The organism is Actinoplanes teichomyceticus ATCC 31121 (genome assembly GCF_003711105.1).
Lineage (GTDB): Bacteria > Actinomycetota > Actinomycetes > Mycobacteriales > Micromonosporaceae > Actinoplanes > Actinoplanes teichomyceticus.
Genome location: NZ_CP023865.1, coordinates 2564190 through 2580650, shown reverse-complemented (window position 1 = coordinate 2580650; position 16461 = coordinate 2564190). Strand labels below are relative to the sequence as shown.

General features: G+C 72.7%; 15 protein-coding genes. 9 read left to right on the top strand and 6 right to left on the bottom strand.

Annotated elements, in window-relative coordinates; translation table 11 throughout:
- Nucleotides 1-33: 33 nt before the first annotated feature.
- Nucleotides 34-1638 carry a methyl-accepting chemotaxis protein gene (locus tag ACTEI_RS11610; RefSeq protein WP_122977659.1) on the top strand — a complete coding sequence of 535 codons (1605 nt, stop codon included), beginning with the start codon at nucleotides 34-36 and terminating at the stop codon, nucleotides 1636-1638.
- 210 nt (nucleotides 1639-1848) lie between these two features.
- On the opposite strand, the gene ACTEI_RS11605 is transcribed toward ACTEI_RS11610, so the two are convergent.
- Nucleotides 1849-2154 carry an STAS domain-containing protein gene (locus ACTEI_RS11605; RefSeq protein ID WP_122977658.1) on the bottom strand — a complete coding sequence of 102 codons (306 nt, stop codon included), beginning with the start codon at nucleotides 2152-2154 and terminating at the stop codon, nucleotides 1849-1851.
- Nucleotides 2151-2576, bottom strand: coding sequence for an ATP-binding protein (locus ACTEI_RS11600; RefSeq protein WP_122977657.1), 426 nt, complete (start codon nucleotides 2574-2576; stop codon nucleotides 2151-2153). The genes ACTEI_RS11605 and ACTEI_RS11600 overlap by 4 nt, the downstream gene beginning before the upstream one ends.
- 215 nt (nucleotides 2577-2791) lie before the next feature.
- On the opposite strand from ACTEI_RS11600, the gene ACTEI_RS11595 reads away from it, so the two are divergent.
- The gene (locus ACTEI_RS11595; RefSeq protein WP_122977656.1) at nucleotides 2792-4738 is read left to right on the top strand and encodes a hybrid sensor histidine kinase/response regulator; all 1947 of its coding nucleotides are present in this window, start codon (nucleotides 2792-2794) and stop codon (nucleotides 4736-4738) included.
- A 246-nt stretch (nucleotides 4739-4984) separates the two neighbouring features.
- Here the strand turns inward: ACTEI_RS11595 and ACTEI_RS11590 are convergent, their stop codons facing one another.
- Nucleotides 4985-5617 (bottom strand): response regulator, encoded by a 633-nt coding sequence (locus ACTEI_RS11590; protein ID WP_122977655.1) that lies wholly within the window; start codon nucleotides 5615-5617, stop codon nucleotides 4985-4987.
- A gap of 161 nt (nucleotides 5618-5778) precedes the next feature.
- Here ACTEI_RS11590 and ACTEI_RS11585 point away from each other — a divergent pair, with 161 nt between their 5' ends.
- The 6 genes from ACTEI_RS11585 (at nucleotide 5779) to ACTEI_RS11560 (ending at nucleotide 11237) form a co-directional block, all read left to right on the top strand.
- Nucleotides 5779-7413, top strand: coding sequence for a GAF domain-containing sensor histidine kinase (locus ACTEI_RS11585; RefSeq protein ID WP_122982080.1), 1635 nt, complete (start codon nucleotides 5779-5781; stop codon nucleotides 7411-7413).
- A gap of 69 nt (nucleotides 7414-7482) precedes the next feature.
- A complete protein-coding gene (locus ACTEI_RS11580; protein ID WP_187645972.1) occupies nucleotides 7483-8439 on the top strand; it encodes an Acg family FMN-binding oxidoreductase in 957 nt (318 codons plus the stop codon).
- Between the two features lie 171 nt (nucleotides 8440-8610).
- Nucleotides 8611-9315, top strand: a complete 705-nt coding sequence (locus ACTEI_RS11575; protein WP_122977654.1) for an energy-coupling factor ABC transporter permease — start codon at nucleotides 8611-8613, stop codon at nucleotides 9313-9315.
- Entirely contained in the window at nucleotides 9312-9659 is a 348-nt protein-coding gene (locus ACTEI_RS11570; RefSeq protein WP_122977653.1) for a PDGLE domain-containing protein, read from the top strand. Before ACTEI_RS11575 ends, ACTEI_RS11570 begins: the two co-directional genes overlap by 4 nt.
- A 1-nt stretch (nucleotide 9660) precedes the next feature.
- Nucleotides 9661-10425 (top strand): cobalt ECF transporter T component CbiQ, encoded by a 765-nt coding sequence (gene cbiQ / locus ACTEI_RS11565; protein WP_122977652.1) that lies wholly within the window; start codon nucleotides 9661-9663, stop codon nucleotides 10423-10425.
- 26 nt (nucleotides 10426-10451) lie between these two features.
- Nucleotides 10452-11237 (top strand): energy-coupling factor ABC transporter ATP-binding protein, encoded by a 786-nt coding sequence (locus ACTEI_RS11560; RefSeq protein WP_122982078.1) that lies wholly within the window; start codon nucleotides 10452-10454, stop codon nucleotides 11235-11237.
- Nucleotides 11238-11360: 123 nt separating this feature from the next.
- Here the strand turns inward: ACTEI_RS11560 and ACTEI_RS11555 are convergent, their stop codons facing one another.
- Nucleotides 11361-11804, bottom strand: coding sequence for a peptidoglycan-binding domain-containing protein (locus tag ACTEI_RS11555; protein WP_122977651.1), 444 nt, complete (start codon nucleotides 11802-11804; stop codon nucleotides 11361-11363).
- 130 nt (nucleotides 11805-11934) lie between these two features.
- A complete protein-coding gene (locus ACTEI_RS11550) occupies nucleotides 11935-14343 on the bottom strand; it encodes a phosphoketolase family protein (protein WP_122977650.1) in 2409 nt (802 codons plus the stop codon).
- Between the two features lie 246 nt (nucleotides 14344-14589).
- Between ACTEI_RS11550 and ACTEI_RS11545 the strand changes: the two genes are divergently transcribed.
- Complete coding sequence (locus tag ACTEI_RS11545; RefSeq protein ID WP_122977649.1) at nucleotides 14590-15720, top strand: FAD-dependent monooxygenase; 1131 nt, start codon at nucleotides 14590-14592, stop codon at nucleotides 15718-15720.
- Between the two features lie 12 nt (nucleotides 15721-15732).
- On the opposite strand, the gene ACTEI_RS11540 is transcribed toward ACTEI_RS11545, so the two are convergent.
- A complete protein-coding gene (locus ACTEI_RS11540) occupies nucleotides 15733-16404 on the bottom strand; it encodes an enoyl-CoA hydratase-related protein (protein WP_122977648.1) in 672 nt (223 codons plus the stop codon).
- Between the last annotated feature and the right edge of the window lie 57 nt (nucleotides 16405-16461).

The following is a 16461-nucleotide window of genomic DNA, read 5'->3' as shown; positions in this document are numbered from 1 at the left end:
CTAGGAAACGGTCGCCCGAGCGGGGGGTTCATCATGCCGATCTTGCGACGTCTGCGCTTGGCCGGCCGCCTGTCGGCGGCGTTCGCCGTGGTACTGGCCCTGCTCGGGGTGGCGGTCGCGATCGGCGCGGTCGCCCTGAACCGCCAGTCCGACTCGGCGGCGCAGGTCCAGCGGCTGCAGCGGCTGTTGCACCAGGTGGACGAGCAGAAGTACTACGACGCGGACATCTCCGGCTGGCAGGTGGCCTACGCCTGGGACGCGTACCGGCTGGGCCCGAAGGTCGCCGTCGACCCGGCCAGCGACAACCGGGCCGGCTTCCTCGCCGACAAGAAGAAGCTCCTGGACCTGCTGGACGCCACCGACACCGGCTCGATGACGGCGGCGGAGCGCACGAGTTTCGACGCCCTGCTCGCCAGCTGGGACGACTACTTCCGGATCGACGACCAGGCGGCCGCCACGTTCGGGCGGGGCGACATCCCGGGCGGCAACAAGATCATCCTAGGGCCCGGATACGACATCTACTTCAAGATTGTCGAGGCCACCGAAAACCTGGTCGCCTCGGTCAGCGGGCGGGCCGAGACCGCGACCCGCACCGCGCGCAGCCACGCGGCCACCGCCCGGACCACGATGATCATCGCTTTCCTGGTGGCCGTGGCGGCCGCGGTGCTGCTCACCGTGCTGGTCACCCGCAGCGTGACACGCCCGGTTGCCCGGCTGGTGCAGACCCTGCAGGCGATGGCCGGCGGCGATCTGACCGCCCGGGCCGACACCACCGGCTCCGACGAGATCGCGGTGATGGGCCGGGCGGTCGACGAGGCGGTCGCCGGCATCCGCACCACCGTCGTGGAGATCGCCGAGAGCGGCGGCCGGCTGACCGACGCGTCCGAGACGATGCGCCGGATCAGCCACGACATCGCCGACGCGGTGGCCGAGGCGGACCAGCAGGCCGGGCTGGCCGCCGCGACCGCCACCGGGGTGTCCGGCAACGTGCAGACGGTGGCGGCCGGTACCGAGGAGATGGGCTCGGCGATCAGCGAGATCTCCCGCAACGCCGGGGAGGCCGCCCAGGTCGCCTCGGAGGCGGTCGCCGCCGCTCGGGCCACCAGCGCCACCATCAACCGGCTCGGCGACTCGTCCGCGCAGATCGGCGACGTGATCGACGTGATCACCACGATCGCCGCGCAGACCAACCTGCTGGCCCTGAACGCCACCATCGAGGCGGCCCGCGCCGGCGAGGCGGGCAAGGGCTTCGCGGTCGTGGCCAGCGAGGTGAAGGACCTGGCGCAGGAGACCGCGCGGGCCACCGAGCAGATCTCCCAGCAGATCGCGGCGATCCAGAACGACACCGGGCAGGCGGTCACCGCGATCGACGAGATCAGCCGGATCATCGAGCAGATCAGCGACTTCCAGACCACGATCGCGTCGGCGGTCGAGGAGCAGAGCGCCACCACGACCGAGATGAGCCGCGGGGTCAGCGAGGCGGCGGCCGGCGCCACCGACATCGCCGGCAACATCGCCAGCGTCGCGCACAGCACCGCGACCAGCCGCGCGGCGGCGGGCCAGGCGGCCAGCACCGCCGCGGACCTGGAGACCCTGGCGGAGCAGCTGCGCTCGGCGGTCCGCCGCTTCCGCGTCTGAGACCCTTCCCGGTACGCCGGTCCACCCCCGTCCGCGGTCACCCGCCCACATGCGGCGCGGGTCCCGGCCGGTCGAGGCGGCGCGACCGCGGCGCACCGTGCCGGTCCCGGTCGCGGGCCCACCGTCCCGGTCCCGGTCCCGGTCGCACCGTGCCGGTCCCGGCCGCGGGCCCACCGTGCCGGTCCCGGTCGCGCGGGAGCGGGCCCGGGGTCAGCCGGCGGTGAGCAGGGCGAGGACGCCGGTGGCGGCCATCGACCGGCGCACGATGCCGTGCGCGCCGACCACCTGGCAGGCCACGCCGCGGGCCCGGGCGCACGCGCGGGCGTTGAGCAGCGCGTCGATGCCCGAGGAGTCGCAGAAGGTCAGCGCGGACACGTCGAGCACCAGCCGGCGGGGCGGTCCGGCGGCCAGCGCCGCGGCCACCTGCTCCTGCACCCGGTCCGCGGTGGCCAGGTCCAGTTCACCGTGGAAGGCCAGCCGGGTCAGGTCCGGGCCGTCGTACCGGACGATCCTCATGCGGCGTCCTCCCGGCTCGTGCCGGACTCCGCCGCGGTCGCGCCCGGGCACGGGTGCAACCGCACCCGCACCTGCTTGCCGCCCTCGTGGTTGTGCACCGTCCAGCCGGCCGACAGGGCCTCGATCAGCGCGATCCCCCGGCCGCCCACGTCGTCCGGGTCGCGGCGGCGGGGCACCACCGAGGATCCGTCGGCGACCGAGACCATCACGCGCTCGCCGTGCGCCTCGACGTGCAGCGCGACGCAGCCGCCACCGTGCCGGACCGCGTTGGTGACGAGCTCGCTGACCACCACGGCGGCCGCGTCGAGCCATTCCGGATCGCGGAACCCCCAGCCGAGAAGGACGGCGACGACCGCGCGCCGGGCGGTGCCGGGGGCACCCTGGTTGAGGGGCACGTCAAGGTGGGCGGTGAGCGCGCTCATCTGCAGCCCGCCTCCGGGGCGGCGCCCTGGGCCGCATCCGCGAGGCCGTCTTCCGGTGCGGCCGGCCGCCGCTCGGTGCAGTCGTTCATGCCTGTTCCCGGGAGTCGCCGATATGCGGCCGGACAGTACCCCGCCCTCGCCGTTCGCGAAACCTGGGCGAGTCTATTGTCACTTTTTACCGCTTGTGAAAGATTATGTCGCTCTAGAGTACGGCCATGGCAGCGGTGCTGGTCGTCGAGGACAACCCGGAACATCAGGCGGTGCTCGCCGAGATCGTCCGGCGGCTCGGCCACGAGGCGACCGTCGCCGGTGACGGCCGGGCCGGGCTCGCCGCCGCCCTGGCCGACCGGTTCGACCTCATCGTCGCCGATGTCGACATGCCGCAGCTGGACGGCGTACGCATGTGCCGGGCGCTGCGCGCGGATCCGGCCACCGCGGACGTCCCGGTGGTCCTGATCACCGGTTACCTGCCACCCGGCGACCGGCGGCTCACCGAGGCCGGCGCCGCCGCCGTGGTGCCCAAGCCGTTCCGCGTCAAGGAACTCACCGAGACCCTGCGCCAGTGCCTGCCGCTGCCGCCGGACGACCCGTTCCTGGCCGAGCTGACGCGGTGCCTGGACGTCGGCGCGATGGCCTGCGACCACGAGGGCCGGACCATCTTCGTCAACCAGGCGGTCCGCGACTTCTTCGGCGACGAGTGCGCGACCCTGCCGGCGCGGGAGTGGCCGGCCCGGTTCCAGCTGCGCCACCACGACGGCACCCCGCTGGAGCCCGACGAGGTGCCGCTGGAGCGGGCCCGGCGCGGCGAGCGGGTGTACCACGCCGACCTGCGCGCCTGCGACCCGCAGCACCGGTCCCGGTGGTTCGTGATCAACGCGCGACCGGTGCGGGACACCGCCGGGACGGTGCTCGGCGCGGTCGCCGCGGTGCACGACATCACCGGCGACCACCTGCAGGGGCGGTACGAGCGGTGCAAGGCCGAGGTGCTGCAGGCGCTGGTGCACGCGCCGGACATCAAGCAGGCCGGGGCGGCCGTGCTGCGCAGCCTGTCCACCTGCCTGGACTGGCCGTACCTGCGGTTGTGGCTGGTCGACGAGGTGTCCGGGCGGCTGCGGCCGGCGGTGACGCACAGCGCGCCGGGCGCCCGGGCCGCGCCGCTGCCGGCCGTCATGGAACGCGGGCAGGGGCTGGCCGGGCTGTGCTGGGAGCGCGGCGAGGCGATCTTCGTGCCGGACATCCAGGCGCCGGACTCGCCGATGCTGCCGTACGTGGCGGCCGGGACCGGATATCGCGCGGCCGGCGCGGTGCCGGTGCTCAGCGCCGAGCAGGTGTTCGGGGTGCTCACCTTCTTCACCCCGGATCGGCAGGACCCGGAGCCGGCCCTGGCGGTGCTGCTGACCGGGATCGCCGGGCTGCTGGGGGCGTACCTGGAGCGGCGCCGCTCGGACGAGCTGGCGAATCAGCTGGCGGCCAGCATCGGCGAGTACATCGCGCTGGTCGGGCACGAGTTGCGCACGCCGCTGACCTCGATCGCCACGTACACCGACCTGATCGCCGAGTCCGGTGACGACACCACGATCGGCGAGGTGCGCGACCTGCTCGCGGTGATCGAGCGCAACAACGCGCGGCTGCGCACGCTGGTGGAGCGGCTGCTGGACCTGTCCGCGCTGGAGTCCGGGCACGCGGGCCTGACCGTCGGCACCGTGGATCTGGCCGCGGTGCTGCACGCGGCGGTGGCCACGGTGACCGCGGAGAGCGGCCGTCCGCACCCGCGGGTGCGGACCGTCCTGCCGGACCGGCTGGAGATCCCGGGCGACCAGGCGCGGCTGCGGCAGGTCGCGGAGAACCTGATCGGCAACGCGGTGCAGTACAGCCCGGCCGACTCCACGGTCACGGTCACCCTCACCGCGGACGAAGACGCCGCGGTCCTCACCGTCGCGGACGCCGGGATGGGGATCCCGGAGGGCGAACGGAACCGGCTCTTCGCCCGGCTCTACCGCGCCACCAACGCCCGGCACAGCGGTATCCCGGGCGCCGGCCTCGGCCTGGCCCTGAGCCGCGCCATCATCGAACTGCACGGCGGCACCATCACCCTGGGCGCCGGCAAGCCAAGCGGCACGATAGCCACCGTCCGCCTCCCGCTACGCCCCACCACCGGGTGAGCGGGCCCGCCCCGCCGCCGCGGAGCGGACCGGCGGCTCCGCCCCGCCGGACCCGGAGCACTCGCACGCGGTCCCCCGAGAACCGCAGCCTGCGCAACCCCGTCCCCCCGCACGGTCGGACCGCAACCCCGGCGCATTTCGCCCGGCGATGCCGAGGGCCCGGAGATCGAAGCGTGGTCGTTCTCCGGGCCCTCGGCATCGAGTCAACGGGGCGACATGCCCGCCGAGCGGAGAGAAGCCACAAGTTCAGTGCCCGAGCAGCTTGGTGGCCAGGACGGCGGCCTGGGTGCGCCGCTCCAGCCCGAGCTTGGCCAGCAGGCTGGAGACGTAGTTCTTCACGGTCTTCTCGGCGAGGAACATCCGGCCGGCGATCTCCCGGTTGGTCAGCCCCTCGGCGACGAATTCGAGGATCCGCCGCTCCTGGTCGGTGAGCCCGGCCAGCTCCCGCGGCTGTTCCACGCCGTTGCGGATGCGCTCCAGCACGCGCTGGGTGACGGCCGGGTCGAGCAGCGACTGGCCGCTGGCCACCCGGCGCACCGCGTCGAGCAGGTCGGTGCCGCGGATCTGCTTGAGCACGTACCCGGAGGCGCCCGCCATGATCGCCGCGAACAGCGCCTCGTCGTCCTCGTACGAGGTGAGGATCAATCCCTTGATCGTCGAGTCCACCGCGCGCACATCCCGGCACACGTCGATGCCGTTGCCGTCGGGCAGCCGCGCGTCCAGCACCGCCACGTCCGGCCGCAGCGCGGGGATACGCGCCGCCGCCTCGCGCGCGGAGCCGGACTCGCCCACCACCTCGATGTCGCCACCGGACTGGAGCAGGTCGATCAGGCCACGGCGGACGACCTCGTGGTCGTCGAGGAGAAAGACTCGGATCATGTCTTATTTTTATCCCCCGGCCGGCCCGGGCACACAGGGTCATAGGTCCCGCGTCGCCCGGGACGGGCACCGGATACCCTTTTGCCGTGGCCGAAGGATCTACCCCCTCACTGGGTCTGAGCCCTCTGTCCCGGCTCCGGCTGGACGAGCTGCTGCAGGAGATGCTCGACCGGGTCGGCGACGTGGTGAACAGCCGCGAGCGTCTGCGGGCGCTGCTGGACGCGGTGGTCGGCATCGGTTCGGACCTGGATCTGCGCAGCACGTTGCAGCGGATCGTGGAGGCCGCGTGCGCGCTGGCCGGCGCGCGGTACGGCGCGCTCGGCGTGCTCGGGCCCGATCAGGGCAGCCTCTCCGACTTCATCACGCACGGCATCGACCCCGCGGTGCACGCCAAGATCGGCGATCTGCCGCACGGCCGGGGCGTGCTCGGCCTGCTGATCACCGAGCCGAAGCCGGTGCGGCTGTCGGACATCCGCAAGCACCCCCGGTCGTACGGTTTCCCGCCGAACCACCCGCCGATGCACAGCTTCCTCGGCGTGCCGGTGCGCACCCGCGACCACGTCTTCGGCAACCTCTACCTGGCCGAGAAGCAGGGCGCCGCCGAGTTCAGCGAGGACGACGAGGAGATCGTGGTGGCGCTGGCCGCCGCGGCGGGCGTGGCGATCGACAACGCCCGGCTCTACGAGCTGGCTCAGCGGCGGGAGGCCTGGCTGGCCGCGGCCGCCGAGATCACCGGCGTGCTGCTGGGCACCGTGCACCGCACCGAGGCGTTGCGGCTGATCGCCCGCCGGGCCCGTGAGGTGGCCGGCGCCGAGCTGGTGCTGCTGCTGCTGCACGAGGAGGAGAACGCCCGGTACCGGATCGAGGTGGCCGACGGCGCCGACCCGGCCAGCGACGAGCTGACCGGCAAGGTGCTGCCGGCGGACAGCCCGGTGGTGCGTGACTTCGGCCTCGACCGGTACCGGCAGCTGGACGACCTGCGCGCGGCCGCCGAGTGGCCCGGCCCGGTTCCGTCCGGCCCGGCGCTGGCCGCGCCGCTGGCCGGGACGGACAGCCCGCAGGGTGTGCTGATCGTCTCGCAGTCGGCCACGCAGGCGGCGCTCGGCGCGGGTGAGGACCCGGTGCTGCTGTCGACGTTCGCCGGGCAGGCCGCGCTGGCGCTGGAGCGGGCCCGCGCCCAGGAGGAGCGGGAGCTGCTGGCGGTGCTGGAGGACCGCGAGCGGATCGCCCGGGACCTGCACGACGTGGTGATCCAGCGGCTGTTCGCGACCGGGATGCACCTGCAGAGCGCGGTCGGGCCGCACACGGTGAAGCCCGAGGTGGCGAAACGGATCAACAGCGCGGTCGACGACCTGGACGCGACGATCCGCGACATCCGGCGGTCGATCTTCGAGTTGCGCGCGCCGGTCGGCCCGTCGCTGCGCGGCGAGCTGCGCAAGGCGGTCGAGGAGGCCGAGGCCACGCTGGGCTTCCGGCCGGATCTGGAGACGTCCGGGCCGGTGGACAGCGCGGTGCCGGACGACGTCGTACCGGAACTGCTGGCCGTGCTGCGCGAGGCGCTGGCGAACGTCGCGCGGCACGCGCGGGCGCAGCACGCCCGCGTCTCGGTCCGGGTCGCCGACGGGCTGCTGCGCCTCCAGGTCCGCGACGACGGTGTCGGCATCGACCCGTCGCTGGCGCGGGGCGGCGTGGTGAACATGGGTGAGCGCGCCAACGACCTGGGCGGCGCGTTCGAGATCGGCCCGGCCGCGGACGGCGGCACCCGGCTGACCTGGCAGGTCCCCCTGCCGAGCTGACTTCATATCCCCGGCGCGCAGGACTTTCGGCCCTGCCCGCCGGGCGGCTCGCGAGGCACCTTGGACGGTGTGAACGGCTACGACGAGTCAGACCTGCGGCGCGCGGCAGCGGCCGGGATCCAGGCGCCCTCGATGCACAACACCCAGCCGTGGGTCTTCCGGCTGCGCGACGGTGCCATCGAGGTGGTGGCCGATCCGGTCCGTCAGCTCAGCGTCGCCGACCAGAGCGGCTGGGCGTTGCGCCTGGCCTGTGGCGCTGCCACTCTCAACGCCCGGCTGGCGCTGGCCTGGGCCGGCACCCCGGCCGAGGTGACGTTGCTGCCGGAGCCCGGGGATCCGGACGTGATGGCCCGGCTGAGGCCGGGGCGGCACCGGCCGCCGACGTATCCGGAACGTGATCTGTACGCGGCGATCGAGCGCCGGCACAGCAACCGCGACCCGTTCTGGCCCGACCCGGTGCCGCCGGACGCCCGGGTCCGGCTGATCGAGGCGGCCCGTGCCGAGAACGCCTGGCTGGACCTGCTGGTCGGGATGACGGCGCTGACCGGGTTCTCGGAGATCGCGCACAGCGCCGACCGGGTGCTGCGCCGCAACGAGCGGTACCAGGCCGAGTTGATCACCTGGACCGACACCGAGGATGCGCCGGACGGCGTCCCGGCGTACGCCGGCGCCGTGGTCGGCGAGCACCAGGATCTGATCCCGCAGCGGGCGTTCACCGACCGGCGGCGCGCGCCGGGCCGGGACTACGAGCCGGAGCCGCTGGTCGGCATCCTGGGCACGGCCGGCGACCGGCGGCTCGACCAGGTGCAGGCCGGGCAGGCGATGCAGCGGGTGCTGCTGACCGTCACCGACGCCGGGCTGGCCTGCTCGATGATCTCCCAGCCGATCGAGGTGCCGGCGGCCCGCGACCAGCTGCGGCGGTCGCTGGGGCGTACCGGGTTCCCGCAGATCGCGCTGCGGATCGGATATGGCCGTCCGGGTCAGCAGGCGCCGCGGCGGCCGGTCGAGGACGTGCTGGCCGGCTGAGGCCGGACGATCGGCGGGGCCACCACCCGCCCGGGGCGCAGGCCCGGGCGGGTCGTCGGCGTGCGCGGTGACAACGATCATGACAAGACCTAGTTGCCAAGGATGTGCAACAGCTACGGCTGGCTAATATGCTGACCCCGCGGGGACTTCCGGCCCGCAGGGGGAGGCGTCATGGATGTGCGCGCGATGCACATCGCGAACGGAATCGTGAACGGTCCGGTCTCCGCGCTGTTCGTGGCGGTGGCGGTGGCGGCGTTGGCGGTTTGCGTCTGGCGGGCCCGGGCCGACCTGGACGACCGGCTCGCCCCGATGGCCGGCCTGGTGGCGGCGTTCATCTTCGCCGTCCAGATGCTCAACTTCCAGGTGCTGCCGGGCGTCTCCGGGCACCTGCTGGGCGGTGCTCTCGCGGCCATCCTGGTCGGGCCGTGGGTGGGCGCGCTGTGCGTCTCCACCGTGCTGGTCGTGCAGTGCCTGCTCTTCGCCGACGGCGGCCTGACCGCCATCGGACTGAACATCACCAACATGGCACTGCTCGGCACCGCCGCCGGATATCTGCTGGTCGCCGGCCTGCTGAGGGTGCTGCCGAAGAACCCGGGCGGGCTCGGCACGGCCGCCTTCGCCGCCTCGGTCGTCTCCGTCGTCGTCGCCTCGCAGGGTTTCGTGCTGGAGTACGCGCTGGGCGGCACCACCGACCTGTCGCTGCCCTGGGTCTCCGGCACGCTGGCCGGCACCCACGTGCTGATCGGCGTCGGTGAGGGCCTGATCGCCGCGACCACCGTCGCAACCGTGGCCCGGGTCCGGCCCGACCTGGTCTACGCGCTCCGCAGGTTCCGCAAGCCCGCCGCCCTGACGCCTGAGGTGGAGACCGTCGTATGAGCCGCAAGCTCGGTTGGTTCCTGGCCGGCGGCCTGCTGGTCGCGCTGCTGCTGGCCGGCGTGGTCAGCAACTTCGCCTCCGGCAGCCCGGACGGCCTGGACTCCGCCGCCCGTGAGGGGTGCACCTTCGACGCCGCCGGCGAGATCACCGGCGGGCACTGCATGGCCCGGCAGGAGCAGGCGCACCAGCTGCGGGACAGCCCGCTCGCCGACTACGGGATCCGGGGCATCGACAATCCGTACCTCTCCACCGGCCTGGCCGGGGCCACCGGCGTGCTTGTCACGTTCGGCATCGGCGCGGGCGCCTTCTGGCTGGTCCGCCGCCGCGAGCAGAAGGCCGGCTGAGGTGGCGGCGGGACACGCCCACCCGCTCTACCTGGACCGGGCGGGCCGGCTGCACCGGCTGGCCCCCGAGGTGAAGATCGTGGCGGTGTTGCTGTTCACGGTCGTGGTGGTGCTCACCCCGCCCGCGGAGTTCGCGGCCTTCGGCGGCTACGCCGTGCTGCTGGCCGCGGTCACCGCGGTGGCCCGGGTGCCGGTGCTCTGGCTGCTCAAACGGGCCACCATCGAGCTGCCGTTCGTGCTGCTCGCGGTCGCTCTGCCGATCTTCGGGCACGGCGAGCGGGTGGACTGGCTCGGCATGTCGCTGTCCGTGGAGGGCCTGCACGGCGCGTGGAACATCTTCGCCAAGGGCACCCTGGGCGTGCTGGCGTCGCTGCTGCTGGCCGCCACCACGACGATGCGCGACCTGCTGATCGGCCTGGACCGGCTGCGCGTCCCGGCGGTGTTCACCCAGATCGCCACGTTCATGCTGCGCTACCTCGACGTGCTCGCCGACGACGCGCGGCGGATGCGGATCGCCCGGCTGTCGCGCGGCTACGACCCGCGGTTCCTCTGGCAGGTGAAGGCGTTCGCGGTCGGCGTGGGGTCGCTGTTCCTGCGCTCGTACGAACGTGGCGAGCGGGTCTACCTGGCGATGGTGTCGCGTGGCTACACCGGCCGGCTCCCCCATCCGGCGGGCCGGCCCGCGCCGCCCCGGGAGTGGGCGCTCTCCGCCACGCTGCCCGTGCTGTCCGCCGGCATCGCGCTGGCCGCCGGCCTGCTGACCTGACCGGACGGCCACCTACCATGATCGACATGACGGATCCCGCCGACCGGCCGCCCGCCCTGCGCGTCGCCGGGCTGCGTTACGCGTACCCGGACGGCCGCGAGGCGCTGCGCGGCGTCGACCTGACGGTGCCCGCCGGCGGGCGGGTCGCCCTGCTCGGCCCGAACGGCGCCGGCAAGACCACCCTGGTGCTGCACCTCAACGGCATCCTGCACGGCGGCGGCGGGACGGTCGAGGTTTCCGGGCTGCCGGTGACGCCCGCCGACCGGGCCGGGATCGCCGAGATCCGCCGCCGGGTCGGCATCGTCTTCCAGGACCCGGACGACCAGCTCTTCATGCCCACGGTCGCCGAGGACGTCGGCTTCGGCCCGGCCAACCTCGGACTGCGCGGCGCCGAACTGGACGCCCGGGTGGACGAGGCGCTGGCCGCCGTGGGGATGTCCGAGCACCGCGATCAGGTGCCGCACCACCTGTCGTTCGGGCAGCGGCGGCGGGTCGCGGTGGCGACCGTGCTGGCCATGCGCCCGGAGATCCTGGTGCTCGACGAGCCGTCGTCCAATCTGGACCCGGCAAGCCGGCGGGAGCTGGCCGAGATCCTCGAGTCGCTGCCGGTGACGCTGCTGATGGTGACCCACGATCTGCCGTACGCCCTGGAGCTGTGCCCGCGCTCGGTGGTCCTGGACGCGGGGCGGATCGCGGCGGACGGCGAGACGGTCACGCTGCTGGCCGACCGGGACCTGATGCGCCGGCACCGGCTGGAGCTGCCGTTCGGCTTCGATCCGGTCGCCGCGGCCGCGTCCCGCCACCCACGCTGACCAGCGGTCACCGGCGGGCCGCGCCGCCGGAACCGCGAACAGCGGGCCGGAACCGCGGACAGCACCGCCGGAACCGCGGACAGCACCGCCGCACGGCCGCGACGGCGCCGTCTCCCGAGCGGGTCAGCCGGCCCGCCGCAACCGCTCGGCGCCACCGATCAGGGCCTGCCAGGTCTGCCGGCCGACCACCCCGTCCGCGGTCAGGCCCGCCGCCTGCTGGAACGCCCGCACCGCCGACTCGGTCGCCGGGCCGAAGGTCCCGTCCGGCGTCGCGCCGGAGGAGTCCCTCGGCCGACACCGGTGCTGCACGGCGCGGACCGCGTTGCCCTGCGCGCCGGGACCGACCTCGGCGATCAGCGCCAACCAGGTCTCCGCGCCGACGATGCCGTTGTCGGGCAGGCCCCGGGTGCGCTGGTAGGCGCGGACCGCGTCGCCGGTCTGCGCCCCGAAGACGCCGTCCACGGTGACCGTGTGGCCGTGCGAGCGCAGCAGGTACTGCAGCGTGGGCACGGGATGCCGGGTCGATCCCTGCCGGGTCGTCGGCCAGGGGCTGAGCGTAGCGACCATCCGAGGTCCTCCTCAACGTCGAGTAGGTGTGTGCCCTTCACCTTCTCGTCACCCGGCGTCGAAAAAAAGGGGATCCGCCCCTTGACCCAACACTTCGTTAGGCAAAGAGGCGGATCGACCTTCTAGCGGATCAGCGCTCGGCCCAGTCCTCCAGCGACCAGTCACGTACCTCGGGCATGTCCTCGAGGTGTTCGACGACGTAGGTTTCGTGGCGGGCCAGTTGTGCTTCGCACCAGGCTTTGAGTTCGGAGGCGCCGCTGGGCAGGCGTTTGGCGTTGTTGATGGCGTCCATGACCAGGTGGTAGCGGGACGCGCGGTTGCGGACGGTCATGTCGAACGGGGTGGTGGTGGTGCCCTGTTCGATGAAGCCACGCACCCGGAACCGGTCGGCGTCGGGCCGGCCGTGCACGAGCTGGTGGATCGCGCCGGGGTAGCCGTGGAAGGAGAAGACCACGTCGACGTGGTCGGTGAACAGTTCCCGGAACATGGTCTCGCTCATGCCGTGCGGGTGGTCCTTCGGCCGTGGCAGGGTCATCAGGTCGACCACGTTGACCACGCGGACCTTCAGCTGCGGCAGTTTCTCCATCAGGATCCGCGCGGCGGCCACGGTCTCCATGGTGACCACGTCACCGGCGCAGGCCAGCACGATGTCCGGGTCGCTGGAGCCGTCGTCGGTACCGGCCCATTCCCAGATCCCGGCGCCCTTGGTGCAGTGCTCGATGGCCTGGTCCATGTCCAGCCACTGCAGCTGCGGCTGCTTGTCGATCACGATCAGGTTGATGTACGACCGGGACCGGAAGCAGTGATCGGCGACCGACAGCAGGGTGTTGGCGTCCGGCGGCAGGTAGACCCGGGCCACGTCACCGCGCTGGGTCAGCACGTTCTGGATCAGGCCCGGCCCCTGGTGGGAGAACCCGTTGTGGTCGTTACGCCACGCGGTCGAGGTCAGCAGGATGTTCAGGCTCGGCACCTTGGCCCGCCACGGCAGGTGCGAGGCCTCCTGCAGCCACTTGCCGTGCTGGATCGTCTGCGACGCGCTGACCATCGCGAACGCCTCGTAGGTGGCGAACATGCCGTGCCGGCCGGTCAGGTTGTAGCCCTCCAGCCAGCCGTGGCAGTTGTGCTCGGAGAGCACCTCCATCACCCGCCCGGACCGGCTGATCTTCACGTCCTCGCCGGTGACGGTCTCCATGAACGCCCGGTCGGACACCTCGAACACCGCGCCGAGCCGGTTGCTGTTGGTCTCGTCCGGGCAGAACAACCGGAACCGATCCGGGTTACGGGTGTAGATGTCCCGCATGAACTCACCGAGCCTGCGCGTCGACTCCGCCCGCCCCTGCGCCGGCCGTTTCACCTCGACCGCATAACCACGGAAGTCCGGCAGATCCAGATCCCGGGTCAGCAACCCCCCGTTGGCATGCGGACTCGCGCTCATCCGCAGATCACCCTCCGGCGCCAACGCCCGCACCAGCTCCACCGGCGCGCCGGTCGCGTCGAACAACTCCTCCGGCCGGTACGACCGCAGCCAGTTCTCCAACTCGGTCAGATGATCGGAATTACCCTTCACCCCCGACAGCGGCACCTGGTGCGACCGCCACGTCCCGGTCACCGTGATCCCGTCGATCTTCTCCGGACCGGTCCACCCCTTCGGCGTCCGCAGAACGATCAACGGCCACTGCGGGCGCGTGCCGTCCCACTGGCCACTGCGCGCGGCGGTCTGGATGGCCCTGATCTTGCCCCACGCCTCGGCCAGCGCGGCCGCGAACCGGTAGTGCATGCCGGGCACGTCGTCGCCGCCGACCTCGATGATCTCGTAACCGTGGCCTTCGAGGAGCTTGCGGACCTCCTCCGGGTCCTTGCGCGACAGCACGGTCGGACCGGCGATCTTCGCGCCGTTGAGATGCAGGATCGGCAGCACCGCACCGTCGTGCTCCGGGTTGATGAACGAGATGCCCTTCCACGAGCCCTCCAGCGGACCGGTCTCGGCCTCACCGTCACCGACCACCGCGATGCTCAGCAGATCCGGATTGTCCATCACCGCGCCGAACGCGTGCACCAGCACATACCCCAGCTCACCACCCTCATGGATGGAACCCGGCGTGGTCACCGACACGTGACTCGGGATGCCACCCGGACTGGAGAACTGCCGGAACAACCGCAGCATCCCGGCCTCGTCCAACCCGACGTTCGGATACACCTCCGAATACGTGCCCTCCAGATAACCCGCCGCCACCAGCGCCGGGCCACCATGCCCCGGACCGGCCAGATAGATCGCCTGCTGCCCGGTCGTCTTGATCAACCGCGACACGTGCGCGTAGATGAACGACAACCCCGGACTGGTCCCCCAGTGCCCGAGCAGACGCGGCTTGATGTGTTCGTTCCTGAGCGGCTCACGCAGCAGCGGGTTGCCCTGCAGATAGATCTGGCCGATGGTCAGATAGTTGTTCGCCCGCCACCACGCGTCGAGGCTCGCCACCTCCGAGTCGTCCGGTTGGGCTAGCTTGCGAACCAGGTCCTCGTGGTCCAGCACAGCGGTCACGATCTTTCCTTCCCCGAAAGCTTTTTCGATCTTCACTTTTCTCCGCGGGCGATCCATCTGGCAGGGCCCTTCGGCCCTTCCGATCGGGACGTTACCCGCGCCGCTGTGGGACATGCGCCGTCCGCGACGTGAACGGCGAGTAAAGTGATCAAGGGGTGCGCCGCAGTGACCCACGTCTCCCTTCCCACCCTGGTGAGCACAGTGGACAGTGGGAGCGGTCCAGTCCCGATCCGGAAGGGAGCGCCCGTGCCCGCGGTCCGTAACGTTCTCGTCGTCGGCGCCGGCACCGCCGGGGCGGCGGTGGCCATCCGGCTCGCGGCCGGCGGCGTCGCGGTCGACCTGGTCGACGTCCGGCCCGACGCGGGCGCGCACGGCTCCGGGATCACGCTGCAGGGCAACGCCCTGCGAGTGCTGCGCGAGCTGGGCGTCTGGGAGCGGTTGCGGGAGCGTGGGTACGGTTTCGACACGCTCGGCCTGCGCGCCCCCGATCCACACGGGACGCTGCTCGCCGAGGTCACCGGCATCCGGACGGGCGGGCCGGACCTGCCGGCGAGCTTCGGCACGTACCGCCCGGTGCTGGCACGGCTGCTGCTGGAGCGGGCCGAGCAGGCCGGGGCACGGATCAGCTTCGGCGCCACGTTCACCTCGATGCGCCCGCTCGGCGCGAGCGTGGAGGTCACCCTCACCGACCACCGCACCGAGCATTACGACCTGGTGATCGGCGCCGACGGGATGCGTTCCGCGGTGCGCCGGGCGATCGGCATCGAGCTGACCACCCACGACGTCGGGATCGACATCTGGCGGGTGGTCGCGCCCCGGCCGCCGTCGGTGCGGCGCACCGAGCTGATCCACGGCGGCCCGGCCTACATCGCCGGCTACTGCCCGACCGGGCCGGACACCCTGTACGCCTACCTCGCCGAGGCGCCCCGCCGCCGTGGGCGGCTCACCCCGGCGCAGTCCCTGGCGGTGGTCCGGGAGCTCGCCGCCGGCTATCACGGGCCGTGGGACGAGATCCGCGAGGGCTTCACCGATCCGGACGGGATCAACTTCACCCGCTTCCGGCACCACCTGCTCGACGGCCCGTGGCACCGCGGCCGGGTGGCGGTGATCGGCGACGCCGCGCACACCGCACCGCCGACCCTGGCCCAGGGCGCCGCGATGTCCCTGGAGGACGCCGCCGTGCTGGGCGAGCTGCTGCTGTCCCGCCCGGCGCTGGACGACCGGCTCTGGGCGGAGTTCACCGCCCGGCGCCTGGAGCGGGTGCGCACGGTCGTCGACGGGTCCGTGCAGATGTGCCGGTGGCTGCTCGACGGGGAGCAGGGTGACGTCCCGGGCCTCAACCACCGGATCGCCACGCTGCTCGCCCAGCCCGCGTGAGCGACGCCGGGCTCAGCCCAGCGGGTTCTCCCGGTCGTTCAGGACGGCGAGGACCGGGGCGTACATCCGGGTCTTGATCGTGCCCAGCGTGTCGCCGGCGTTGCCCGCCAGGCCGGCGGCGAGCTCGACGGCGAACGGGCGGACCGCCTCCTGCGCGACCGCGTGGTCGACGATCCCGGCGGCCAGCGCGTCCGTGCCGCCGTAGCGGCGCCCGGTGGTCATCGCCTCGTGCGCGGCCCGCGGGGTCAGGCGGCTCTGGATCAGCGCGGACATGCCGCGGGTGAACGGGATGTCGATGGCGACCTCGGGCAGGCACCAGAAGCCCCGGTCGGCGCGCATCACCCGGATGTCGTGGGCCAGCGACAGCATCGCGCCGGCGGCGAAGGTGTGCCCCTGCAGGGCGGCGACGGTGGGCACCGGCAGCGACAGCACGCGGGCGAAGAGCGCGTGCACCAGGTTCGCGTACTCCTGGAAGGAGTCGCCGTGGGCGCCCAGCCAGTCGAGGTCGAGCCCGTTGGAGTAGAACTTCCCGGTCGCGGTGGTGACCAGGGCCCTCGCGCCGCCGGCCCGCTCCACCTCGTCCAGGGCGGCGCCGACGGCGTGCAGCCAGTCGGGGTGGAAGCGGTTCTCGGTGTCGCCGAGGTCGAGGACGAAGACGTCGTCCTGCCGGTCGAGCGTGGGCATACGGCCTCCCTGCCTCAAGTTACCCGTTGGTAACTTGGCCTATCCTGGCCCACCCGG